The sequence below is a fragment of the Vibrio sp. B1FIG11 genome (assembly GCF_905175335.1).
GTDB classification, from domain to species: Bacteria; Pseudomonadota; Gammaproteobacteria; order Enterobacterales; family Vibrionaceae; genus Vibrio; species Vibrio campbellii.
The window spans coordinates 1,456,897-1,482,746 of record NZ_HG992752.1; the positions used below are offsets into that span (position 1 = coordinate 1,456,897).

Annotated in this window: 20 protein-coding genes and 1 tRNA gene; 9 read left to right on the forward strand and 12 right to left on the reverse strand. The window is 45.3% G+C overall.

Going from position 1 to position 25,850, the window contains the following annotated elements:
* Positions 1 to 373 precede the first annotated feature (373 nt).
* Entirely contained in the window at positions 374 to 691 is a 318-nt protein-coding gene (locus tag KHO06_RS23155; RefSeq protein ID WP_045379800.1) for a hypothetical protein, read from the forward strand.
* An 85-nt stretch (positions 692 to 776) separates the two neighbouring features.
* Here the strand turns inward: KHO06_RS23155 and KHO06_RS23160 are convergent, their stop codons facing one another.
* The 3 genes from KHO06_RS23160 to KHO06_RS23170 form a co-directional block, all read right to left on the reverse strand.
* Positions 777 to 1,454: a DedA family protein gene (locus tag KHO06_RS23160; protein ID WP_005431873.1), complete on the reverse strand. Its 678-nt coding sequence runs from the start codon at positions 1,452 to 1,454 to the stop codon at positions 777 to 779.
* Positions 1,455 to 1,504: 50 nt separating this feature from the next.
* Positions 1,505 to 1,912 carry a hypothetical protein gene (locus KHO06_RS23165; RefSeq protein WP_047476029.1) on the reverse strand — a complete coding sequence of 136 codons (408 nt, stop codon included), beginning with the start codon at positions 1,910 to 1,912 and terminating at the stop codon, positions 1,505 to 1,507.
* A 137-nt stretch (positions 1,913 to 2,049) separates the two neighbouring features.
* Complete coding sequence (locus KHO06_RS23170) at positions 2,050 to 2,568, reverse strand: DUF4136 domain-containing protein (RefSeq protein WP_212582618.1); 519 nt, start codon at positions 2,566 to 2,568, stop codon at positions 2,050 to 2,052.
* Between the two features lie 325 nt (positions 2,569 to 2,893).
* Between KHO06_RS23170 and KHO06_RS23175 the strand changes: the two genes are divergently transcribed.
* Positions 2,894 to 2,968, forward strand: a tRNA-Gly gene (locus tag KHO06_RS23175).
* A 182-nt stretch (positions 2,969 to 3,150) separates the two neighbouring features.
* On the opposite strand, the gene KHO06_RS23180 is transcribed toward KHO06_RS23175, so the two are convergent.
* The 6 genes from KHO06_RS23180 to KHO06_RS23205 form a co-directional block, all read right to left on the reverse strand.
* Positions 3,151 to 3,558: a hypothetical protein gene (locus tag KHO06_RS23180; protein ID WP_212582619.1), complete on the reverse strand. Its 408-nt coding sequence runs from the start codon at positions 3,556 to 3,558 to the stop codon at positions 3,151 to 3,153.
* Positions 3,559 to 3,661: 103 nt separating this feature from the next.
* A complete protein-coding gene (locus tag KHO06_RS23185; protein WP_212582620.1) occupies positions 3,662 to 4,519 on the reverse strand; it encodes a sterol desaturase family protein in 858 nt (285 codons plus the stop codon).
* Positions 4,520 to 4,528: 9 nt separating this feature from the next.
* Positions 4,529 to 5,539 carry a DUF2804 domain-containing protein gene (locus KHO06_RS23190; protein WP_212582621.1) on the reverse strand — a complete coding sequence of 337 codons (1,011 nt, stop codon included), beginning with the start codon at positions 5,537 to 5,539 and terminating at the stop codon, positions 4,529 to 4,531.
* Positions 5,540 to 5,751: 212 nt separating this feature from the next.
* A complete protein-coding gene (locus KHO06_RS23195) occupies positions 5,752 to 6,219 on the reverse strand; it encodes an OsmC family protein (RefSeq protein ID WP_005426016.1) in 468 nt (155 codons plus the stop codon).
* 118 nt (positions 6,220 to 6,337) lie between these two features.
* Positions 6,338 to 8,701, reverse strand: coding sequence for an ATP-binding protein (locus tag KHO06_RS23200; RefSeq protein ID WP_212582622.1), 2,364 nt, complete (start codon positions 8,699 to 8,701; stop codon positions 6,338 to 6,340).
* Positions 8,694 to 9,665, reverse strand: a complete 972-nt coding sequence (locus KHO06_RS23205) for a cytochrome c peroxidase (protein WP_212582623.1) — start codon at positions 9,663 to 9,665, stop codon at positions 8,694 to 8,696. The genes KHO06_RS23200 and KHO06_RS23205 overlap by 8 nt, the downstream gene beginning before the upstream one ends.
* A gap of 256 nt (positions 9,666 to 9,921) precedes the next feature.
* Here KHO06_RS23205 and KHO06_RS23210 point away from each other — a divergent pair, with 256 nt between their 5' ends.
* From KHO06_RS23210 to KHO06_RS23240, 7 genes are all read left to right on the forward strand, one after another.
* Positions 9,922 to 13,524 (forward strand): transporter substrate-binding domain-containing protein, encoded by a 3,603-nt coding sequence (locus KHO06_RS23210; protein ID WP_212582624.1) that lies wholly within the window; start codon positions 9,922 to 9,924, stop codon positions 13,522 to 13,524.
* Positions 13,525 to 14,667, forward strand: a complete 1,143-nt coding sequence (locus KHO06_RS23215) for an EAL domain-containing response regulator (RefSeq protein ID WP_212582625.1) — start codon at positions 13,525 to 13,527, stop codon at positions 14,665 to 14,667.
* A 59-nt stretch (positions 14,668 to 14,726) separates the two neighbouring features.
* Complete coding sequence (locus tag KHO06_RS23220) at positions 14,727 to 16,394, forward strand: response regulator (RefSeq protein ID WP_212582626.1); 1,668 nt, start codon at positions 14,727 to 14,729, stop codon at positions 16,392 to 16,394.
* A 363-nt stretch (positions 16,395 to 16,757) separates the two neighbouring features.
* Positions 16,758 to 19,472, forward strand: coding sequence for a sensor domain-containing phosphodiesterase (locus KHO06_RS23225; protein ID WP_212582627.1), 2,715 nt, complete (start codon positions 16,758 to 16,760; stop codon positions 19,470 to 19,472).
* A gap of 157 nt (positions 19,473 to 19,629) precedes the next feature.
* On the forward strand, positions 19,630 to 20,997 hold the full coding sequence (locus KHO06_RS23230; protein WP_212582628.1) for a nodulation protein NfeD: 1,368 nt from the start codon (positions 19,630 to 19,632) through the stop codon (positions 20,995 to 20,997).
* Between the two features lie 9 nt (positions 20,998 to 21,006).
* A complete protein-coding gene (locus KHO06_RS23235; RefSeq protein WP_212582629.1) occupies positions 21,007 to 21,798 on the forward strand; it encodes a slipin family protein in 792 nt (263 codons plus the stop codon).
* Positions 21,799 to 22,017: 219 nt separating this feature from the next.
* A complete protein-coding gene (locus KHO06_RS23240; RefSeq protein WP_038888372.1) occupies positions 22,018 to 22,674 on the forward strand; it encodes an NAD(P)H-dependent oxidoreductase in 657 nt (218 codons plus the stop codon).
* 141 nt (positions 22,675 to 22,815) lie between these two features.
* Here KHO06_RS23240 and choV read toward each other — a convergent pair whose 3' ends face one another.
* The 3 genes from choV to KHO06_RS23255 form a co-directional block, all read right to left on the reverse strand.
* Positions 22,816 to 24,000: a choline ABC transporter ATP-binding protein gene (choV, locus tag KHO06_RS23245; RefSeq protein ID WP_050914128.1), complete on the reverse strand. Its 1,185-nt coding sequence runs from the start codon at positions 23,998 to 24,000 to the stop codon at positions 22,816 to 22,818.
* Position 24,001: 1 nt separating this feature from the next.
* Entirely contained in the window at positions 24,002 to 24,844 is an 843-nt protein-coding gene (choW, locus tag KHO06_RS23250; protein WP_212582630.1) for a choline ABC transporter permease subunit, read from the reverse strand.
* Positions 24,845 to 24,906: 62 nt separating this feature from the next.
* Positions 24,907 to 25,845 (reverse strand): choline ABC transporter substrate-binding protein, encoded by a 939-nt coding sequence (locus tag KHO06_RS23255; protein ID WP_212582631.1) that lies wholly within the window; start codon positions 25,843 to 25,845, stop codon positions 24,907 to 24,909.
* Positions 25,846 to 25,850 lie beyond the last annotated feature (5 nt).

The window sequence follows — 25,850 nt, forward strand, 5'->3', positions numbered from 1 at the left end:
TGGAGTCCAGACGGCTACTTTCGACACCTAAAACGTGATTTACTTGGTTTACTCCCTTGTCGCCGCACATCCGGTAACGATGGTGAGTTACCCCTAAATATTACGCCCGACTATCACCTATTGGTCGCATTCTTATCTCCATCATTATTGGATATTGCGCTCAAAGCGACGCCTTTACCCGATACTACCGATGTAGTCACACAGACTCGCTCGTACCACCTCGCAGGATGGAAGCAAGCTAATTTACTGTACGTGTTTACACACAGTCGCGACACTTAGTTCGCACATTGACTGTACTGACACAATATGGAAACCGTCAGTACCAGCCATGGATGATCTCATCTGAAAACTGAATTAACTCGAGATCCTGATTATGAAAAAAATCGCGACTATTGCCACTTTGGCGCTTATCACTTTATTCACAACAACAGTGCAAGCAGCAAAACCAGAAGAAATGAGCAACAGCTCTCTGATGGAGTGTGCCAATGCATCTAACACCCGAACTGCCGTTCCTGAGCACCGTGCAATGTTTCGTCATTACTTAATGGCAGAACGTGGTTACACATTCAGCCAGCTATCTTCGGCAGAGACCGAATTCAAAGCAAAAGGCATGGATGAGACCAAGATGGAACAGCTCTACAAAACTGAGTGTAAAGAAGTAGGCGAATACCTTTACAAGAATGGCTACTGATTCACGCTCAATTCAACTTACGTAGAGAACGAAAAAGGCGCGATCATCGCGCCTTTTTTGCTTTTCGAGCTTCAGGTTTATACGACTATGGCAATTGCGGCGTGGTTTTCGATTTACCCCAAGCCTTACGCACCTTCACCAATACAAAGCTCATAATGGCAATAGTCAGGGTAATCACCGGTGCAGCCATCAATCCCATGGTCACAATCTTGTTAAGCTTCTCTGGAAGTAGAGGCAATAATAAACCTAAACCACAAAGCAGCAGAGTCCATAGAATTGCACTCAACCATGCGAAGTAATGGAACTTACTCACGCGATTAACGCGCAAACCCATCATTAAAGGCAGCAAAGAACGCACAACCGGAATAAAGCGCGCACAAAACAATGCAATCAAGCCATGCTTACCAAGTAACATGTCAACTTGCTCCAAGCGTTTTGCTGGCACTGCATTTACCCACCCCTGCACCTTTGGTAAGCGGTTTAACCATTTACCTTGTAGGTAAGCAGCCCAGCTGCCCATTGCCGCACTCACCACGATCACCAACATGATCATCACTGGGTCTAGTACGCCCACCGCTGCTAAAGTGCCAGAAAGCACAACAACACTGTCACAAGGGAAAGGTGCCGCGGGAATAAAACCACTCTCGAGAAAAATAAGCGCACCCACTACAAAGTAGATAAGCCCTGCACTACCTGGTGCCATCAATGCAGTAAAGTCTTGGTGCCACAAAGCAAACAGCACCTGCGTAATTGAATCAAACATAACAAACTCCTAAACATCACAATCAAATTTCGAAAATTAATGAATAGGAATTACCGCGCATGAATAAAGCGATAGATCAGGTTGGACTCTTGCCCTGCCCCCAGCCGATATTTGGAGTGCGAATAAAAAATTTGAATGACAGGCAACGCTACGTCAGTAAACTCGCGTTTGTTGAAATCCTGCACGTCATTTAACCAACGTGCAGGCAGCACATCGAAATCGTCCGATTCTGGCGATGTATTGGAATGGTTAACGCGGAGTGCGTTGCGGCTGAATAAACTCGCAGCGACTTTACGTGAAGGAGAAAACGGTGCTTTCTCTAGATGTGCCTCACCATCGATCAATGAAGAGGTGTAACTGACGGCGTAGGAGATTTTTGGTGACGGTGAAGCCTGACTCAATCCAAAAGCCATCAGCGTAACAAAGAGTCCTAATACACAGACTAAGTAAGCACGCACAGAATTCACCTAAACCACAACGATACGCTGTTGTAACTCCGTGCGTGCAAATTTGCAATTCAAATTCTTAATCGATAATAAAAAGAGCGTTTTGCAAATGATTATTGGCGCAATTAGACGATAATCTAACCTTGAATTTACTCTCTGCCGTAAGGGTAGTTTTCAAACATTTTCGTGACTTCTTCCGAAATCAACTCTTCGCGTTTTTCAGTACTCATAGACTCGGTGAGTTTACGACTAGAAACCCCCTTCCACACCACTTGATTGGCTTTAGTATCGACAAGCTCAACGACCAATTTGCCGTACTTCTTCTCCTTATAACGCTCTGGGCTGGACGTCACCACACCAAAGCTGTTCCAACCGTAACCTACACTAAAGCTTGAACCAGAAGATACGATCTCCGACTCCTTGATGATGTCGTGGTGCACGTACAGATCCCCCCCGCTTTTCACGCGCGACAATCCTTTGGATTCCAGTTGAGCCGCCAACCCTTGCTCAATGCGACGAGCATCCAAACTGGTTGGGGTGTCTGATTGTTCACCGAAATCAAACGTCTTGTAGGATGAGAAATCCGCTTGCTTGTCGACATCGGTCGTTACCGTGGTACAAGCGACCAGCGAGATAGCAAACAGCGTTGCCAATAAACCTTTCCACATACTCTTTCTCCTCTCTATCACGCCGGTCTCTCTCGGCAAGTTGTGGTATTTAATCTTACGAACCTGAGAAAATATTGAATCATTTCAACATTTAGTCTTGACCATGAATGCCAAGTGTTCAAATTCAAGACGCAATAGAGAGTAAGAACAGAGTAAAACACTGATTGAGAAACAAAGTGAAATCGTATTCAGAGCGACATATTGCCAACAGCACTGGGCGCTTTTTGAACGAATCGGTATTTATTTACTCACTAAGCAACTTATTGAGCAAAAAAGACTTTTCTTTTGCACTCAATCTGGCATATTGAATGAGTCCTATCGATGCGCGGGCATCGTATAATGGCTATTACCTCAGCCTTCCAAGCTGATGATGCGGGTTCGATTCCCGCTGCCCGCTCCAAGCTTTCTCCTCAAGCTAACTTCTTTATCAGTCCCTAAAATATCCTTTAAATCTTACTTCATTGCTATCATGCTGTGGCTGTAATTGATCTCTGTATTTGCTACCTCTAACCGCAGGCATAAAAAAGCCCCTGCAGAGTACAGGGGCGCGTCTTCGTTATTATGTTCCCCATATCTTTGGGGTTAATCCAACTGAAGTGTCGTGAACGTGTCGTTTTTCAGCCCGCCACCAGCGCGTTTCTTCATGGTGACCTCAACCGATCGCTTCCCTTCATTGACGCGATAACGTATTGCTTGAGCGAAGTATTTGTCATTTCGCTTCAAGTCTCTAGCATCAATCTTTAACGTACGATTCTGACGATTCACCGTGCAGCGGTAATCCCAATCGTTTTTGCCATTTTTCAAAGCCAGCAAAATACGTTGACCTGACGTTCCCGCCGTTTTAATCCCGCGGGGCTGCTTATCTATCGCCAGTGCTAACCCTGCTTTACACAGCTGCTCTGCATTAAAAGCAGGCGTTGCGTTTGCGTACCCAGAGCTGAGCATAGCGGCGGTCATCGTTATGATTGAGAAAACTCGATTAAATGTCATCGTCCGTTCCTTAAAACTTACAAAACACCGTACGCATTAAAACAATATCACCAAGCACTGTCAAGAATTAATGGTGCGCCGTTTAGTTAATCATTCAGAACCGTTACTCAATCGTATCGGACGGTGGAGCAAACAAGCACCGCCAACGCTGACGCCAAGACAAATTGGGACGAATCACCTCTTTGAACATGTCTTTCCATTCCGCGAACGTCACAGTAATAGGATTAAGGCTGTTAACGGGTTTTGAGATGCCATAACGGACGGTTTCTACTTCTGGCTCGAATGTTCCAAACATGCGATCCCAGATAATCAATACACCAGCGTAATTTTTATCAATGTATTGACGATTAACGCCGTGATGCACGCGGTGATGGGATGGTGTATTGAAGACCCACTCCAAAGGTCCAAGGGAACGAATTGACTGAGTATGAACAAAGAATTGCAGACCAAGGTTGAGCAGCACAACAAACACCACCCACTTAGGATCAAAACCAATAATGACCAGTGGCAACCAGAACAACCACATACCCGCTAGTGGGTACATCAGGCTTTGGCGAAATGCGGTACTGAAGTTCATACGCTCTGAACTGTGGTGCACCACATGCGCTGCCCACATCCAACGGATACGATGGCTTGCTCGATGGAACCAATAATAGAAGAAATCTTGCAAGACCATGAGTAACAGGAAAGTAGAAACCGTCATCTCGATATCAAACAAGCGCCAACCAAACCACCACAAATACAGTTTAGCGATCAACAGCCCTGTTAAGATATCTGTCGCTTGATGAAGCCCAGCCAACACAAAGTTACACACGACTTCGGGTAAGTAATATCGCGCACTCTCAGGTAATCGACCACCACGCTGCCCAAACCAATATTCTGCCGCAATACAAAGAAAGAATATTGGCGCGAGCAACATCAACAATAAATCAGGATGTTCCGTAATCTGTGACCATTCCATAGTCCGTTCCTACCATTTCGCGTAATGATCTTCGGTGAGTCCCATCACCTCATCGAGTTCGTGTTTAATGCCATTGTCATCAATCAAATAGCCCGAAAAGTAACCGACAAACTGACGAAAGTTACTCTTCAAAAACCAAAAGTTCTTTTTCTCTGATCGTTGATTTTTAGGCTTGAAGATCAAGTCGATGCGCTTGTCTTGTGAGGTAATTCGCCATGACGCTTCTTGATGCATGCGAGAAAACTCGAATTGCACAGGCGGCATCAAGTGGCGTTCTCCATCAATCCAAATGACGTTTTCACAGTACCCAGTTTCATTCACACCAGCCGCAAGGTTCAGTCCTATCCGTTTGCCTTCCCTTTGGTGATTGATGCTCGCCCATCGCCAACTGGTCTCTCTGCGCATATAACCAGCAGAGAAATCATACCCAGCGACTGCGTTGCTTAGATCTTGTGACTGCCCTTTCACACTCATTTGACCTTGTATAGCGAGCGCGTTGTGTTTTTGAGTGTAGGTCCAGCCAGAATAAGCTGTTGGCGTGCAGAGCATCAAAGGCAAACTTTCTGGCTCAGGCGTTAACCTTAAGTCAGCTTGAATAAGGTCTGTTGAAAGCTGTATGTGCCAGAGTCCATGTTCAATCTTAAGTTGAATGGCATCATTAGCGAGATAGGCTTGACTGTTCCAACTAGAAGGTTGTGTTTGATAGCCCATGTTAAGCGGCTTTAGCCACTGCTGCTCAACAAGTTCATGGGTTTCCGTATCGAACACATAGCAAAAGCCAGACGCCAAATAGCGAATATCGGCAATCGCGACGCCAATGATGTATTTCTCTGTCACGATCGAGACGAACTGGAACTGCTTATAGTCGAATCGCTTACGCCAACTCGATGCAGGCTGATCCATCTCATTAAGATACTGAAACGCATCCAGCTGAAGCGATTCGGGAATCGATGCTAAATGACCAAATTGGGGTAATCCATTCGCTTGAATAAAGGGATTCAAAGGCGTTTGCACATCCATGCTCGCTATTAATCAATGACACACCGTTCGATATTAACATTAATTTAACAACGTACAGTTTGCGCCACTGCACAAGATTGGCCCACATATCGGCGTTAAATGAAAGGAAACGTGAGACCAGTCACCCATATTCAAACTATCAAACGGTTTAACTTGGGTTCAATAGCAGGCAAGAGTGCCTGCCTTCGGAACGCTTTTAATGAATCACTCTTCTAATCCAATAACTCTGTCACGACATCAGTCTTCACGGAGTTGGCAATAAAGCAGTTTTCATGTGCCATGTGATGCATTTTTTCTAACTGGTCACGCGTCGGTTGTTTGTCTCCAGAAAAGACAATGTTTGGCCTAAGCGTTACTTTTGAAACCCACTCTTTGCCATTTTCTCCTACAGTCAGCTCGCCCACCGCTTCATCAACGTAGGAATCAATCACATAACGACGCTTAGCAGCAATAGAGAGAAAGACCAGCATATGACAGCTTGAAAGCGCCGCAACAAACGCTTCTTCTGGGTCCACATTCTCTGCTACTGATAAAGGCAGCGGGACAACATGAGGAGATGGTGAAGCAGGAACGCAAAGCCCGCCGTCGAACTGCCAAACGTGAGCTCGGCTGTATTGATTATCACTGAAGATTTCGTCGGTTTGACGCTGCCACTTAATCACTGCAGTGTGTTGACTCATTGCAATTTCCTGTCCTGTCGTCGCGTCCCCATAGGAGAAGATGCCAAAAGAGTACTAAGTAAACCACAGTCCGTCGCTTACGCCCACCCACAAGGCAGAAAATACAGCTCTCACACGACTAAATCACTTGATTTGAATCCGCTTGACGCGTCCGACATCGGTCAATCAAGCGTTGCCCTTGGTGAACGTTAACTTGCAATCGGTTAATCAGTTTCTGCAGTTGCTCAATATCAGGTATCTGTTTGTTCTTCACTTGAGTTTCAATTTCTAGAGCCTGATTCGCTAGCGTATCTAATCCAAGGTTCAACGCCATCCCTTTGGTGGTGTGCAAGGTGCTATAAAGTGGCGCTAAGTCTTCAGCCATGAAATACTCAATCAATTCATCAACCGACTTTTCGAAGTCGTTCACAATGGTTTCAAGCAAATCTAAACGTGCATCAGGATCTTCTTTCAGCACTTCTAACATCTCTGATTGAGTTAACTCCTCTTCCGTGAGCCTCAGCTTCTCAATCGGTTCACGGTGCAACTCAATCACGTTTTCAGTCTGCTCTAATGCTTCATAATTCTGGACAGGTAAACGTGAAGAGAACTGCTTGAGCGCATCAGAAAAACTCTCACGCTGCAGCGGCTTAGTCAGGACATGGTCTGCGCCCGCTTCAATGAAGTTGTCGTGCGCTTCTCTAAATACATCGGCAGTATAGGCAAACAAAACGGTGTTGATACCAAGCCTTTCACGAATAAAGCGCGTCGCCTCAACCCCGCTCATCTCTGGCATATGATTGTCCATTAATATCAGGTCATATTGGTGTTCTTGTGCTTTCTTAATCGCAATCAAACCATTCTCAGCAATCTCAACCGTGTGTCCTAACTTCTCACAAAAGCCTTTCGCCACAATCGCGTTCACTCGATTGTCTTCCGCAAGGAGAATGTGAAGATTACGTTTACTCTCCCGTCGTTGTTTAACTGGGGTGTTTTGTGTTGTTGGCATTTCTTTCTCTATCCAAGGAATAGGAAGCTCCACTACAAACTGAGTCCCAATGCTCTCAACACTTTTGAGTTTAATCTCTCCACTCATCAATTCCGTGAGCTTTTTGACAATCGCAAGACCAAGCCCGGTTCCGCCAAACTTACGCGTGGTAGAAGTATCAGCCTGTTCAAACGAGTTAAAAATACAACCTTGCTTATCTCCCGGAATACCGATACCAGTATCATTGACAGAGATAAGAAGACATCGCTTTTGCTCATCAAGCTCAGTCCGAATCAATACGTGCCCATCGCCAGTAAACTTCACCGCATTGCCTGCGAGATTAAACAAGATCTGGCGGACACGGGCACAATCCCCCTTAAACTCGATAGTGTCAGACACTTCATTTTCGACATAAAGCTGGATATTTTTCTCTTCAACAAGCGGCTGAATCGCGCTACAAACGGGAGTTAACACTTGCAACAAATTAAAAGGTGCCGCTTCTAAATCCAGTCTATTCTCTTCCACTTTAGAAAAATCCAATATGTCATTGAGAATCGTCATCAGGTGCTGGCCGGAGTCCAAGATTATTTTCACATGTTCTTTGGTTGTTTTTTCTTGAGTTTCATTGGCAATGATTTGTGAAATCCCCAATACCCCATTCATTGGTGTTCTTAACTCATGGCTCATGGTCGCTAAGAATTGTGACTTCGCTTTGGCTGCGCGCTCCGCTTTCTCTGTCGCTTCTATTAACTCGTCATTGAGATGTTTGAGCTTATTCACACGATGTTGAGTTTGCAGCACAAACGCCGTCACTAATAAGATAATGGACAGGAGAACAAACAGCCACGTCAGCCTGGATTCACGTTGCGCGATTTCAAGTAACTGATGCTCAGAATACTCAACAAACTCAAAGTAATGGCCTTCTAGAATCCTGTTGGTAAGCAACTCTATCTTGCGCTCGCTTTGGCGCAGTTTATTCAAAAATAATGAGATACTCTGGCTCTGGGGGTTATCGCCTTGTAACGCTGCATTGGTTAAAAAATCAAAATAATGCTCTTCCAACCATATATCATCGGTTTGGGCGCTAAATTGGTCTTTGTAAATGTTATGTAGTGTGAGTAATTCGTATTGATTGGCAACCTGGACACCAATTAGCATGTCTAACGATTGAGTCGCATCTCTAACTTTGCCATCAAATTGAACAACGATACTTTGCGCACGTAACCTAGTGGAAGTGATATCAAACCAAATCGACTGTTTGAAATCAGAAATCAATTGTTCAGAAGCAAGCTCTAGCTCAACTAAACTATGCGTGATTTCATAATTCCTCCGCTCTCGGATCGAGTAGGGATTAACCACGCTATCCCGAGCCTCTATCAAATGGTGACCAATCTCAGAAAGCGATGTGTGTACCGCTTGAGTATTTCTTGAATTAACATGAGTCATGCACGCCAGAACCACCATCACGGTAATAATGACGAACAAGGCGGCGTTAGTTAAGCGAAATTTATTCATTTTCAAACACCTCCAAAATTGCAGGCCTTGGGGTGCTTAACGTCATGAGGAAGGCTTCGATATCTGCCACTTTGTCGTCGCTCATCGTTACCCCCAACTGGACCTGCGACATAATTTGAATAGCATCCGATAGTTTATCAACTTGCCCATTGTGAAAATAAGGCCCGGTTTGCCCCACATTTCGCAAGCTTGCCACACGAAAATAGAATTTATCCTCTCCATCAGAGGTTCTTAAATGTCGCCCCGTATCAAGATTTTTTTCTCGCGTTTGAAAATAACTAAACTGCTGAATCATGGACCCGCCAATATTCCGCCCCTGGTGGCACTGAACACAGCCCACTTGCTGAAAGGCCTCCCACCCTCTTATTGACTGTTCATTCATAGCTCCCGTATCACCACGTAAATACGCATCAAATGGAGAGCTTGGCATCTGGAGCCCTTTAACAAACTCCACAATTGCACGCTTAATGTTGGTCACATTAATGCGTTTATCCGCTTGCTCAAATAGAGATTTATATAACGAATTAGCTTGAACATACTTTTCTATCTCTTCCCAATTAGAATCCATTTCTAAAGGGTTTTGGACAGGTCCGTCGATTTGAGCCATCAACGAATTTGCTGTGCCATCCCACAGGAACCGATAATTTAAAGCCGCGTTAAAAACGGAGATTGAATTACGAGTGCCAACGCCATGTACTCCAGTAGAAACTTGCGTCTGTTCTGCACCATTAGTAGATAGGTTATGGCAAGTTTCACAACTGATCTTGCCATTAGATGACAGTTTTGGGTCCCTGAATAAATGCCAACCAACACGGGCCAGTTGAAAGTCAACCTTGGGATCGCCTTCGAGAGGGGGAACTAAGTTAATATTGATTTTTGTATCTTGTACTCCTGCTAAAGTTGAAGCGCTAAAACTCATTAACAAACATCCACATAACACTTTAGTAGTAAGCTTTCTCTTCATAGCTGGGGTTTCCTTACCCGACCTCTTAATATGAACTTAGTTGCTTTCTGGCTTTTTTCCATTACCTCCTATTTGGATATTGAGTCCCCTCTCATAAGTCATTGATTACTCTGATCTCGATCTCGTTTAATTCACTCACTTGAATATCAAACGTCACTTGTCGACAAGACAAACATCCTTGATTGGCGAATAACGGTGAAAAGCTATACGATTCCGCCCCCTTTTTGACTCGCGCCCTACTTGGAAAAATAAAACCTTGAAACTGTTTGCCTCAATCGCAGCATTGCTTATCACTTTCTCTTTCAGTGCTTTAGCGGAAGATTTCCTAAGCAAGAATGACCGATTGTTTCTTGGCAACCAAAAGAGCGTAAAGGTTGGCGTTCTTGCAGGTGATTGGCTCCCATATTGGGGAAACTTAGAATCGAAAGAAGGCATCAACATCGAGTATGCAGAAAGCATGTTGCACGATCTGCACATCGACGCCGAGTATGTTCCCTACTACAGCCTCGACACCCTATTTAATGGCTTAGAAAACGGCGAGATTGATCTCACCGTTGGCTTTGTTGCAACCCAAAAAAGAGCGGAGCGTTTTCTGTTCTCTGAGCCTATTTTTCAGACGTTACGCTTAGTTTGGTTGCGTGACGTTGCTTTGGAAAATACTCCTCTAAGCGAACTCAAGTGGGTTTGCGTCAAGGATTCAAGTGCCTGTGACCAGATTGAAACTCTCGGCTTTGAGCATGTTCATACCGTGCGCAACAGCGTCATGATGACAACGTCGTTAAATACCGGGGCAGCTGATGCAGCAGTTGTAGGCCTGTCTACGCTTAGTTCTTATGGTTTTAAAAACCCTCATGGCGAACTCACAGGTAAAGTGGTCTATGACAAAGCCCTCACGCCTGGCGCTGTCACTATCTTCACGGGGAAAGAATCTCAACAATTGATGGGCATTATCAACAAATACATCAAACACTCTAAAGATTCCAAACACAGCCGTATGCATATTGAAGCGAACATCAACGTGTTGCACAACGAGTTAATGCTGGAGATTTTGGAGCAACAAAATGGCCGACAAACCGTTCGCTACACCATTAAAGACAATGTATACCCACTGTCTTACACAGACCCAAAAACCAAAGAGGTCAAAGGTTATGTGCACGATTTGATGAAGCTGCTCGAACAAAAGAGCATGCTCAAATTTGAGTACATTCATCCTAACGGCAGAGATGTGGATTTAATGCTTCAGGAGCATATTGTTGATGTGCTCCCAACACGAAACATCGCAATCACTGACAAAAAGCGTTTTATTGCGACACGTTCGTTCGGAGTTCTTCAGTATGGGTATATCGAATCACTGAACAAACAAGCACAAAAAAGCGTCGGTATTTTAGACCGTGCGGGAAATTTCTATCCGCACTTTTTAGATAACCCTGCGTATGCCTCTTCTCCTGTTTACCGTGATTTTAAAAGCCTTAGTAAGGCATTAGAAGATGGAAAAATCTCCCATGCCTTCGTCAATCAAAATTTGATTGATCACCATTTTTATAAAGGGCAAGGGACGCAGTTTAAAGCAGTGGCACCACCGGACGATATGGAATTGGGGGTGGCATTGGGTATGGAGTTAAGGAAGGACTCTGAGTTTCTACACAGAGTGTTGGATACCGTACTTCAAGTCACCACCAAAGAAGAACTTCAACAGCTCAAAGAACGACATGAAAAAGTAACGGTTAATTACGGTATTGAGAAAGAGATCGTCGTCATTTCAGCATTGGCTGGCGTCTGTATTTTGTTAATTGCGGTGCTGATTTACATCGTTAGAACTGGCCATCTGACTCGTACCATTAAACGCAAAGAATACGAAACTCAGATTCGCCAAAAGCAGAACAAGTGGCTATCGTCTGTACTGGATCAGCTGCCTAATAAGATCTTGATATCTGATGAAAATAATAAGCAGATTCTGGCCAATAAGCCGTTCATCAACATGCTTTCGCGCTGCAATGTAGATAAAGGCATTACAGACCAAGAACGAGAGCAAGTGCTTGATCTTACGAGAGAGTGTGTGAGATCAGACTCAGAAAGTACGGAAACATCTTTATGCTCTTTGGGCGACAAGCACTACCGTGTGCGTCAGCAGACCCTACTCCATCCAGAGGAAGGGACTCAATACCGGATGACGGTGTTTGATGACATCAGTGAACTAAAACAAAAAGAGACGGCGTTGAAAGCATCAAACTTGAAAGCCATGCAAGCGATCGAGGCCCGCGAACACTTTCTAGCGGTCGTCAGCCACGAGCTCCGTACCCCAATAGCAGCAATGATGGGATTAATGGAGTTGTTAGAGCAAGATTTAGAACGTAAAGAGAGCAAAGAGTTGTTGAAGAGCGCAATGCAATCAGCAGAGCGATTACAGTTGCAAGTTAATGACATTTTGGATTTCTCAAAAATTGATGCAAACCAACTTCAGTTAGATGTTCACAAAGGCAATGTTTATCAAGAGCTCGGGGCAACACTAAGAAGCTTTGAAAAAATCATCGAACGAAAGTCATTGGCGTTTGAGTTGAACTGGACTCCGACACCTCATGCTTTAGTGGTTCTGGATTGGTTGCGCGTCAGCCAAATCATCAACAACCTATTGAGTAATGCGGTGAAGTTCACTGAGGAAGGTAAGGTTCTCGTGAGTGTGCATGTCAGCCCAAGCCAACTTGAATTCAAAGTACAAGACACGGGATGCGGGATGAACAGTGCCCAGCTAGCCACCCTGTTCCAGCCTTTTGTTCAGGGGGACAAAAGCACCAGTCGCCGTTTCGGAGGCACAGGCCTTGGCATGTCTATCGTCAAAAGCTTGGTCGACATAATGGAAGGCACCATTGAGGTTGACAGCCAAACAGAACAAGGCACAACCATCACAGTACGCTTGCCAATGATCAGTCAACCACTCGATATGACGGCGCTAATTCCGGTCTATACCGAAGACAAACAAGTTCAGCGATGGTTAAACACATGGCAAGTCACTCTGGATGAGTTTGAAAGCAAGCATCACGTGATCGAGCTGGAACCACATTACTCCAACGTGTATCCCGATTTAATTTTGCAGAAGCTAAACGGTGAAGTGATAGCGCAAACCCACTCAGCACAGACAGCAGAATACCAGTGGGACGGACGCGTGTTAGTCGTCGATGATGATGCGATCAACCGACTATTGTTCAAGCGTCAATTTGAAAAGCTGGGGGTAAATTGCCAGTTAGCTGCAAGTGGCTTAGAAGCGATTGAGGCGCTAGAACAAGCACAAAGCGACAACGTACTGGCACCCTTTAATTTGGTGATTACCGACTGTCACATGCCGGATATGGACGGTTACCAACTGACTCAAGCTCTCAAGGCAAATAAGGTTCTCGCGTCCATTCCTGTCGTGACTTGTACGGCAGAGAATTCACGAAACGTGATTGAAAAAGCAGAACAAAGCGGCATTGAAACCGTGTTGTTTAAGCCATACACCCTGAGCGAACTGCAAGCCTTGTGTGAGCAATACTTATCAAGAGTCATTAATGCAGAGTCCCAAGAGGATTGGCTTGAAGCCTATAGCTATGAAGAAAGACTCGAGATGGCACAAGTGATATGTGAAGCACTAAACAATGACATCGCACTAATTCACTCTGGAGAGGAAAGCCTTAAGTCAGTGGCACACCGAATCAAAGGATCAGCGGCCGCCCTCAACTTAACCCAACTTGGGCATGTGGCAATGCAATGTGAATCTTTGGTAGGTAGCGAACAAGAAGTTCAGGCTCGCACGGCACTTATTAGCGAATTAGAAACCATCGTCAGCACGACACAGCAGTGGCTGAATATGAATGAGAGCAATTAAATGAACGTTTTGATTGTAGAAGATGATCGATTACAAGCAACCAATCTTAAGATTTTGCTCAATCGTCTATTTGAAGGCACGATTACCGTCGTCCATCGAGGCTCAGAAGTCGCGACCGTTTGCGAGGCCCAACCAATCGATGTGATGTTCTGCGATATTGACTTACCAGATATCAATGGGGTGAACCTACTTTCAACCCTTGCAGAAAGCTCACGACCAAAAGGCGTGGTGATTTTGAGTGCGATGACCCAAGACGTGCTCGAAATTACCTACAACATGTGCTTGTCTGCGGGCTACGGGTTTGTTCGCGCATTAACTAAACCCATTTCTAATCAGCAACTCACTCAGATCTTCGGTGAGTTCAAACAATACTTATCGCAAGAACAATTCGTGAGCTTGCCTGTGTTAATGAATGACGACGAAATTGACACTGCCTTCAATGAGGGCAGGTTTATCAATTACTACCAACCACAATACTCAACGTCGGATAACCAACTGATTGGAGTCGAAGCATTAGTACGTTGCCGTCACCCCAAGCACGGCATTATTGCACCTGCGCAGTTTATTACTGAGATTCAGGTTCGTAACGAGTTGGATAAACTGTTCTGGATTGTACTAGAGAACGCGCTTCAAGACATGTCCACACTGAAAGTAACCATCAACTTATCAGTCAACATGAACCAAAAGACGCTGAAGCAACCTATGAGTGAGCGACTATTTGCGTTGTGCGAACAATACCAAATAGCACCTGAACGCATCACGCTTGAACTGACCGAAGACGAAGTGTACGACTGCAGCGTCACGTCGTTAGCCAACCTCGCCAACTTACGTTTAAAAGGCGTTGGCTTAGCCATTGACGACTTTGGGACCGGTTACTCGTCCCTGAGCCAGTTAGCAACGCTGCCTTATACAGAGTTAAAGATTGACCGCCAATTTATCAAAGATGCATTAACCAACTTCAAGAGCCAACAACTCACTATTTCGAGCCTACACCTAGCAAAGTCGCTAGGACTTAAATCGGTGGCAGAAGGTGTAGAAGATGATGAAACATTGGCGTATTTGCGCGAACTTGGCGTGGAACTTTACCAAGGATTTGTTCGCTGCCGCCCTATCCCCTTTGAACAATTGGAAACGTTGATCTAATTCGAACGTTGCGGCTGTTTGCTATCAGCCGCAACGCTCATTTTCTGAGTCCTTTTTAAATGAACACCAAATCTTTCTCACAGTACAATGTGTTAATTGTCGATGATGCGCCTATCGTGGTGCTGACACTGCGTAACATGCTGACCAAGCTTGGCTTTTCTGATAAACGCATATTCACAGCTCGCTTAGCAAAGGGGGCAGTTTCTATTGCTCAGCAAGAGCGCATTGACCTGATCATTTGTGACTACAACTTCGGTCGAGGCATGAACGGCAAACAGCTGTTTGAAGAGCTTAAGCACCTCAAATTACTCAACCATGACACCGTATTTATTCTTGTAACGGGTGAGAACTCTGCGACCATCGTACGTGCCATCATTGAGCTGAAGCCGGACGAGTACCTGCTCAAACCTTTCAACTCCATCACGTTGCGAGAACGTATCTCAGCTGCAGTGAAGCGTAAGAGCCTCTTACAGGCCATCTATCAAGCAGAGCTCAACAACGATGCGCACGCAGGATTAGAAGCATGCGATGAGCTGACACCATTTCATTCTGAGTATTTTTTCATTATCGAAAAGTTTCGGGCCGACTTCTTAACGCGTTTGAAACTGCATCAAGAAGCCAAAGTCGTTTACGAGCAAGTCATTGAACGTAAAGACGTTAACTGGGCAAAAATCGGCTTAGCAAACACGCTAGTCACACTGGGTGAACACGACGAAGCACAACGCCTAGTACGCGCCTTGTTAGAAGAGTCACCAAACAACGTAGAGATACGCGAGTGCGCGGCTAACTTCAGCATGCTTAACCGAGAAGTACCAAGTGCAATTAGGCATTTGGAATTGGCAAACAGCTTGGTTGAAGGCAATTCGGAGCGTGAACTGGTGATCGTCAATCTATGCTTGGCGGAACATGACTATCATTCTGCGTTAAAGCACTACCATGTATACATGGAGATCAACAAAGACACTTACCGCAACAATACCTTTGCCAAGCTCAACATGATTCGAATCTTGCTCTATTGTGTGCGTAAACTTGAAGGCCGAGAGGATCTTCTTGTTCAAGCCAAAAATTTATTTAAGTCGATCACGAGCGGGCCAGAAAACAGGGCAATTCAAGACGAGCTCGACTTGATCGCCGCGCACATTGCCATTGAAGAAAACCAGTACGTTGCAGCGTTTAAAGTGCTCAGTGATTTGTATCGACGTAAGCCCTTCGCTCACTTTTATGCGCAATTTCACCTAGCGTGGTTGCTGCATGAGATGAACTTTGAATCGGAGTTTTCCAACGCCATTACTTGGTGTTTTGAGAATCTACAAACCGACTCAAGCGACACGATTCTTTCGAGTAAGATTACCCTTGGTCGCGCCCTAGAAACGGACAATGCAGAACGCCAAACTTGGATGCAAGAGCAATACAGAAAAATCCGAGCGGCAGAACAGGACTATCAAGCCTTGATTGATGCTTTGATTGAGCTACAGGCCCGTTGTCCATTACTACGCACGGTGTGCATCAACATCATTAAAGTGCTGACGCGAGCCTTTCCAAGCAACAAGTCATCGTTGGAAGTCGAAGTGTTGATCAAACGATGCGATAACATCGTCAAACAATTGGTTTCTCGTGAGGAACTAGAGCAAAGTGGTTATGACAAGTTCCTTTTCCTCGCTCAAGATCGCTGTCAACACATGTCAGTGGTAAACAGTCACCTTCCAGAACCAGAACTGCCAAACTAGACAAGCAAAAAGGGGCACGATGCCCCTTTCATTTCGGATTACAGGTTGAAGAAACGGTTAATCCAAGTCACCTCACCGAATGCAATCAAATCGTAGATGGTAAAGAACACCGCACAGATAACGGCAAGCTTCACCAATCGAATCGCAATTAACATCATAATTTTCAGCTTTCCTGTTCAACTTCCCTGCAGTTTACTACGTCAGGTTGGCATTACAAAGGCATCTCGGCTTTTCCCTATCACCTCCACCACAGTTGAGCTAGAGGTCCCACCACTCCAGAGTCTCAAATTAGAGATACATCAATAAACGGACTGAAGACATGCCGTAAACTTTCATTAAATAAAGATATATAACAACTATTATATGAACAATATTCGCTTGTTTAACTTAAACCTACGCTACAAAACTGCACTGTATTTTGCTCTTGGTTTACTGGGCATGATCATCAGTTTTCTTTTCATTAGCCGATACTTTTTCCTCTACAGCTTAGATGAATTGGAGAATATGGAGATCTCTCGGGCAAATCATCAAGCTCAAGCCGTGATCGAAATGATGGTCAAACAGCAACAAGAGAGCTCTTATGATTGGGCTTATTGGGATGAGACCTATCAGTTACTCAAATATCGTGAAATAGAAGCGTACAGGGAGCGAAACTTGTACATCGAATCTATGGATACTCTCGCACTTGATATGATGGGCTTTATCACACTCAAAGGTGAGACATTAGACGCCTTGACCAGAGAGCCTAGTCAGGAAAAATCTCGCGCTTTTGTCAGTGAAGTAATGTCACAACCTTCTTTAGAGCAACATGTTAGCTCGATGAACCACAGATTAGATGTTTATCGAGAAAGTGCGGCTGGTCTATTTAAGATCAATCAAAGTCTCTGGGTATTAAGCTTAACTCCGGTGAGAAACAGCGAAGGCGACAAAGATTCCTCTGGCTGGTTACTGTGGGGACGAGATCTAACTCAACGTTTCCCTGGCGATTTCCAATCTATTCTTTCAGCAAATAACCAACTGACAACGCTAGACCCTGATTTTCTAACAGGTGATTTAATCGAGAAAAGTAGCGACACAATTTCCAAGCATTCGGTGATTAAAGATATTGCCGGAAATCCGATTGCATTATTAAAAACCCAAACGGAGCGCGCACACTATGAAAAAGGCAACGCATTATTTCTCTATCTTTTTGCCACTGTTGGCATAGTCGCTTCCATCATCGCTTCGGGTACGTATTTGATATTTAGAAATCGCGTTGCAACGCGTTTCAACCATTTCGCAGACGGCATCCAGCAGATTGCTTCTCAATACCAAATCGAAGGACTGAAGTCAGTCAGTTCAGATGAGCTGGACGTCGCAGCAAAACTCGTCCAAAAGCTATCAGAAAACAACTCAATGACCGCTCTTCAATTAAAAGATTCTCTCGAGAAGTTTACGGCATTGTATGAAAGCACGTCTTTAGGGATGCTTATCGTCATTGAACGACAAATTGTTGATGCCAACCAGCGTGCACTTGATTTATTAAGCTATGACAAAGACATCATTCTAGGAAAGCAGCTGGATGATTTATGCGCATCAGAGGACGAAGAATGCCATGTCGACATTATGTTTAAACAGCTACAAAGCGGGCGGAACCTATTCGAAGCTCAAATGCTCAATAGCCACGGAACTCAAATTGATTGCCTAATAGAAGCCACACTCATACAGCACCACGGTCAAAATGCCCTCATGCTACTGATCCAAGATCAACGTGAGAAAAAGCAACAAGCGCAGTTGATTCAAGACCTTACGGACTATGATCCTATCTCAGGATTTTGTAATCGACCAGTCATCCTTGGTGCACTCTCCGAACTCATAGCCCATCGACCAAATCAATTTTCCTTCATTTACTTAAGTAGTAATGGACTCAAGCAAATCTCCGAAGTCTACGGCCACGTTATTTTTGATGAGGCTATCCAGTATATATCGATGCTGTTTAGGCAAGAGTTTGAAGGGTATCAGATTGGTCGCATCAGTGAATCTGAGTTTATTATCGTGATCCCTTCATCGGATAAGTGTCAGTTTGCTATGGACTCAGCGAACAAACTGCTCAACCAACTGGCACATAAAGTTGAAGTTGCCGGATTACAGCTTTCATTAAAAAGCTATGCGGTTATGGTTGACCCTGAGATTACCCATCAAACCTTGGATGAATTGTTGCTGGTCACTCGTTACTCTTCTCAAACCATGCAAAGAGAAAGCGGTAACAAGGTGCAAATCACAGGTAAAGCACTGTCGACACAAGCCCAAACATCAATGACCATTCATCGTGATTTAGAACTCGCGATTGAGAATGACAACATCGTTCCGTACTTCCAGCCTATTCTGAACACACAGACAGAAGAAATTGTTGGCTTCGAAGCGTTAGCAAGGTGGCGACATCCGAGCCTTGGTATGATCTCACCGGCCGTATTTATTCCAATGGCAGAACAGAACCAACTCATTGTCGAATTGGGAGAATCCATTCTCAAGCAATCTTGCCAGTTCATCAGCCAATTAAATGAAAGCCGCCAAGCCTATGGTCTAAAAAATCTGAATGTACATGTAAACCTCAGCGCTCAGCACTTTTACCATTCTAGTCTTACGACCTCTTTGGAACTGATGTTCGACCAATATCAATTGTCCTCAGGCCAGCTCGTACTAGAAATCACAGAAAGTATGCTGATGGGCATTGAGGAAGAAGTGATCCACCGAATTAACGAAATCAAACAACTGGGAATCCAACTTGCGCTGGATGACTTTGGTACTGGATACGCGTCGTTTAGCAGCCTATGTAGTTTCCCTATTGATATAGTAAAACTTGATAAGTCCTACATCGATCAAATTGAAACCAACGACCGGGCTAAAACGTTGGTCAGAAACATCGCCAATATGGCTCAAGAGCTTGGCCTCACCATCGTCGCAGAAGGCGTCGAGACAATGAGCCAAGTCAGAAAACTAAAGGTCTGGAATATCGATGAGCTACAAGGTTTTTACTTCTATAAACCGATATCAAAGCTCGACGCTTTCACCCAGTTTTCTGGCCAGCCATACATCTAGTGCTGACTCAAACGGCAAAGTGATGCGGAGCACGCGCATCACTTTGTATAAGCCGATTTACAAAGCAACTATTTTTAATTCATAGTGCCATCACTCTCGTAGCTATACTTTAAATAGTGTTTTCAATAAGTCCCAGTGGTTACACAAGGAGGGCTGTATGAAACAGATACGATTGTGGCTTCTTCCCCTACTCTTGTTTGCAAGCCAAGCGATAGCAAGCACGGTTTGGGTATTGCCTGTCAAAGGGGCAATTGGGCCCGCTCTGAGTGATTATCTGTCACGAGAAATTGAAGAAGCTCAACAAAACGGCGTTGACCTTGTCATTCTAAAAATGGATACCCCCGGCGGGCTTGATAGCTCAATGAGGGACATCATTCACGCTATCACCACATCCACTGTCCCTATCGCGACTTGGGTTGGTCCTTCAGGCTCTCGCGCTGCTAGTGCTGGAACATACATTCTGCTCGCCAGCCATGTCGCAGCTATGGCAGAAGCCACTAACTTGGGCGCCGCAACTCCCGTAGCCTTGGGTGGAGCACCAAAACAGCCGTCTTCAGACGAAGGTAACGACTCAACAGATTCGCAACCGGAATCCACAGAAAAAGCCTCGGACGAAGTGCCTGCCAAAACCGCAATGGAAAAGAAGGTCATTAATGATGCCAGAGCCTACATCAAAGGCTTAGCGCGATTACACGATAGAAACGCCGAATGGGCAGAAAAAGCAGTCAGTATGGCGGCCAGTTTAGACGCAACTGAAGCGTTAGAACTCAACGTCATCGACTTCATAGCCAACTCGCCGGAAGACTTGGTTTCAACGATTAATGGCATCGACGTCAAACTCAACGGCAAACCGTTTAAGCTGGCGTTAGATAACCCAACTTGGGTGGAGCGCGTTCCAGACTGGCGTGCAGAAATGTTGGCAGTGATCACCAATCCCAACGTGGCTTACATCCTCATGCTGATTGGTATTTATGGCTTGCTTCTGGAGTTCTACAACCCAGGTATCGGCTTGCCCGGCGTGCTCGGTGGGATTTGTCTGTTGCTAGCCATGTATGCCCTGCAAATGATGCCTGTGAATTACGTTGGTTTGGGACTACTGCTGCTTGGTATTGCTCTGATGATTGCTGAAGCCTTTAACCCGAGCTTTGGCATACTCGGTTTAGGCGGCGTCGTTGCATTTGTGCTTGGCTCAATCTTCCTGATGGACAGCGATATACCCGGCTTCCAAATTGCCCTACCACTGATTTTCGGTATCGCTATTTTCTCTGTGGGGCTCATCGTCATTACGGTTGGCTTGCTTCTGAAAATTCGCAGTAAAAAAGCCACCACAGGGCTCGAAAACTTCCCGGGTAAACTCGCCGTTGTGAGCGATGATTTTGTTGATGGTACTGGTCGAGTGCAATTAGACGGGGCGCTATGGCAAGCCAAAGCAGAACAAAAATTGAAACAAGGCGACCACGTGACTGTGGTGAAAATTAAAGGGTTGACCCTAACCGTTAAACCCAGTGACCGCCCTAAGGAATAGGAGGCGCTTATGATGCTTTACACTGTTGCAGTTATCATCGTTTTATTGTTTGCACTGGCAACGCAAATGTTCAAGGTGCTGCGTGAATACGAGCGCGGCGTGGTGTTCTTTCTCGGTCGCTTCCAAGAAGTGAAAGGACCGGGTTTGATCATCTTGATCCCCTTCATTCAACAAATGGTACGCGTCGACTTACGTACCATTGTTTTGGATGTTCCAACTCAAGATTTAATCACCCGTGACAACGTATCGGTCAGAGTCAACGCCGTAGTTTACTTCCGAGTGGTCGACCCACAAATGGCAATCAATAATATTGAAAGCTATAGCGACGCCACTAGCCAGCTAGCACAAACAACGCTGCGTTCCGTGCTAGGCCAACACGAACTGGATGAATTGCTTTCAGAACGTGAACGTCTCAATAAAGACCTCCAAGCCATTCTTGATCAGCAAACTGACGATTGGGGAATTAAGATAGCAACGGTTGAAGTGAAACATGTCGATCTTAACGACAGCATGGTGCGCGCCCTTGCCCGCCAAGCCGAAGCAGAACGTAACCGCCGAGCGAAGATCATCCACGCAACCGGTGAGTTAGAAGCGTCTAGCAAATTGAAAGAAGCGGCAGAAATGCTCAATGAAGCGCCAAATGCGTTGCAACTTCGATACATGCAAACACTCACTGAAATCACCACAGACAAGACATCAACCATCATCTTCCCGATGCCAATCAACCTTGTCGAAGCGGTTTCCGATATCGCCAAGGCGGTGAAGAACAATCAAGACGAAAAAGAGGAAGGAAAAGAGTAAACGTGAGCGACAAAATGAAAGGGAGCAAAATGGCTCCCTTTCTTTTTAACTTCGCTCGAGGCCCCTTTTGATTTTCAATAAAAAATAGAAAGTGATTTAAATGAAACGCGTATTATCATTTCGAGAAAAGTCGATATGATGGACTCACTTTCGAGGTACGCATGGTTACCGATGCTAAGCGCATCCTCATTTGTCTAATAATATTAAGAGGATATAAACGTGTCTCATCAAATCATTACAGACCTAAACAACCGTTACACAGCGAAAAAATACGACGAAGAGAAACGCATCTCTCAAGAAGATATGGCAATCATCAAAGAAGCGATTCGCCTATCTGCGTCTTCTATCAACTCTCAGCCTTGGAAATTCATCGTAATTGAGAGCGACGAAGCGAAACAGCGTTTCCACGACACGTTTGCTAACATGCACCAGTTCAACCAACCGCACGCTAAAGCAGCGTCTCACACTATTCTGCTAGCGTACGATCCAAAATTCACTAAAGAGAAATTTGCGAAGCGTGTTGATGCTGAAGTAACTTCTGGCCACCTGCCAGCCGAGATGTACGACACTTTCATGGGTGCTTATGCATTTGCTGAGGCAAACACAGATGAGAACGGCTACAACGGTGGCTGGACGAAAGCGCAAGTTTACATCGCTCTTGGTAACCTAATGCACACACTAGCGCGTCTAGGTATCGACTCGACTCCAATGGAAGGTGTAGACCCAACACTGATCGGCGAAGAGTTCAAAGCAGAACTAGATGGTCACGTATGTGAAGTTGCACTAGCAATCGGCTATCACAAAGACGGCGAAGACTACAACCACGGTCTACCTAAAGCGCGTCTACACATGGATGACGTGATTACTACTCTTTAATGAGTATCGTCTCCTAGCTCCATGGTTCCTAGCCTAGAGCCTAGCTATCTAAATCATTGTTCAAATTGAAAGAGCCGCACTTGATCAGTGCGGCTCTTTTTTATTTTAAGAAGGTAACAAACGTTTTGAGATAAAAAGCAGCTACGCCACTTGCTTGGACTTAAAGTTACCAAGCAGCGCATCGTACAATTCGTTGTCACTCAGTACGCCCACTAACTTGTTCTCTTCAACTAGCAAGATAGGTTGATTGCTGCGTTGCTTCAGCTCAATCGCTTCACGCATGCTGATATCTGGATTGGCTTGAACGACCGTGCTTTCGCCGATGTCATCGAGTGTGGTTGAGTCGCTTTCCCAATTCACCAATGACTTGTCGGAATCCACCAACGTGACACCTTTCGGCTCTTGCTCGACCCAAATCTGCTTATCTGCACACACCAACACGCGCTCATTCTGATGCTTAAGCTCGGTACTGGCTTGCATCAATGAACGACCTTTCAAAACGTTGAGCGGATTAGTGTGAGCCACAAAATCTGCTACATATTCGTTTTCTGGCGCAAGGATGATTTGTTCAGGCTTACCGTGTTGAATCAGTTTGCCCGATTCCATAATGGCGATGTTGTTGCCGATTTTCAGTGCTTCGTCTAGGTCGTGGCTCACAAACAAAATCGTCTTGTTGAGCTTCTCTTGCAGTTGAATCAATTCATCTTGAAGCTGAGCGCGAATCAATGGATCGAGCGCAGAAAACGGTTCATCCATTAACAAGATGTCAGTATCCATAGCAAAGGCGCGAGCTAAACCAACACGCTGCTGCATACCGCCAGAAAGCTCATGCGGGAACTTGCTCTCCCACTCGCTTAGCCCAACCATTTCTAATTGTTCACGCGCTTTTTTACGACGTTCCGCTTTGCCAATGCCCTGCATCTCAAGACCAAATGCTACGTTATCCAATACAGTTAACCACGGCATAAGCGCAAACTTTTGGAACACCATCGACACGCGATGAGTACGCAAGTTACGCAGAGTCTGCTCGTCACAGTTAGCAAGCTCTACCATGTCGTCGCCATCTTTGATTTTGAGTGAGCCACGAGAGATCTCATTCAGACCATTAACGGCACGAAGCAAACTGGATTTACCCGAACCAGAAAGCCCCATTAATACACAGATCTCACCTTGTTTGACGCTCATTGAGACCTTATCAACACCAACCACTTGTCCGGTTTCATCAATGATCTCCTGGCGAGACTTACCTTGGTCTAAAAGCGCCAATGCTTGCTCTTGCTGCTGACCAAACACAACGTCGAGGTTTTCAATCGTAATTGCATCCATATTATGCCTCCTTTTGGTTTGGTGCTTTGCACAAGCGGTCGAGAATAATCGCGACCAAAACAATCGCTAAACCGGCTTCAAAGCCTTGAGAAATGTTCACCGTGTTCAGTGCTCGTACGACTGGTTTCCCCAAGCCATCGGCACCGACTAGCGCAGCAATCACTACCATAGAAAGTGACAACATAATGCACTGGGTAACACCTGCCATAATGCTTGGCAATGCTGCTGGGAGTTCGACTTTGAATAGCAATTTCATGCGGCTGGCACCAAATGCTTTACCCGCTTCAATCAGCTCTTCTGGCACTTTGGTGATGCCAAGGTAAGTCAGACGAATCGGCGCGGCGATGGCAAAGATAATGGTAGAAATCAGCCCCGGAACGATGCCTAAACCAAACAGAACCAATGTTGGGATCAGATACACAAACGTTGGTACGGTCTGCATTAAATCGAGTATCGGGCGCAATAAGGTATACAACCACGGGCGATGCGCCGCCATAATGCCAAGGGGCACGCCAATTAATACGGAAATCGTTGTCGCAGCGAAGACGAGAACAAAGGTTTCCAGCATTTCTTGCCAGTAGCCGAGGTTAAGAATAGTCAGTAGCGCCATCACAATAAACACAACTAAAGGAATGCTGCGGTGTAGGAACCACGCAATCGCTGCGGTCATGATGATAGGTGCTGCCGGTGGCATCCATTTAAAAATATCCACCACGAATAGAATGATGGTTTCGAGAAAAATAGAGATAGCATCAAAGAAACCCGACGCGTTCATGGTTAACCAATCCACGCCTGTTTCCATCCATTCGCCCAACGGAAGTTTGTTGTCCGTAATAAAATTCACAATAAAACCTTTGTGTTAAAAGGCGGGCATCGCTGCCCACCTTTTCCTAAAGAGAGGAATGATTAAGCGTTTGTTTTTAGGTAAGAAGTAATCGCTTGTTTTGCGTCTTTGCCGTCTAGCGTCTTCACGCCTTCTAGCCACGCTTCAAATTGTTGTGGGTTGGCATTCAACCATTCTTGCGCCGCTTTCGCTGGCTTCTGTTTTTGGTTTAGAATCGCTTCCATCAACTGGTTTTCCATCTCTAGGCTGAACTCTAGGTTCTTAAGCAGTTGACCCACGTTTTGACACTCAGATAGGTAGTCTTGGCGTACGTTGGTGTAAACACTTGCACCACCGTAGTTAGGACCAAAGAAATCGTCACCGCCAGATAGGTATTCCATCTCAACATTGCTGTTCATTGGGTGCGGAGCCCAACCTAGGTAAACGATCCATTGGTTACGACGTACTGCACGAGACACCTGAGACACCATGCCCGCTTCGCTTGATTCCACGAGGCTGAAGTCTTTCAAGCCGAATGCATCGCTGTCGATCATATCTTGGATCAAACGGTTGCCATCGTTGCCCGGCTCAATGCCGTAGATGCGGTCTTTAAATTTGTCGGCATTTTTTGCCAAGTCAGCAAAGCTTTTCACGCCTGCGTCATATACGTACTTTGGCACAGCTAGTGTGTATTTCGCGCCCTCTAGGTTTGCGCGAACGGTTTCCACTGTGCCAGCTTCACGGTATTTGGCGATATCACCTTCCATGGTTGGCATCCAGTTACCTAGGAATACGTCAATGTCGCCGTTTGCCATTGAAGAGTAAGTCACAGGTACAGACAGAAGATCGGTCTTGGTTTTGTAGCCCAAGCCTTTTAGCAGTTCAGAGGTAACAGCAGTAGTTGCAGTAATGTCTGTCCAGCCGACATCGGCAAATCGAACGGTTTCACATTGGTTAGCGTAAGCACCTGTCGCCACTGCACTCAGCGCGATAGATGAAAAGATTTTTGTCATCGTAGACATGTTTA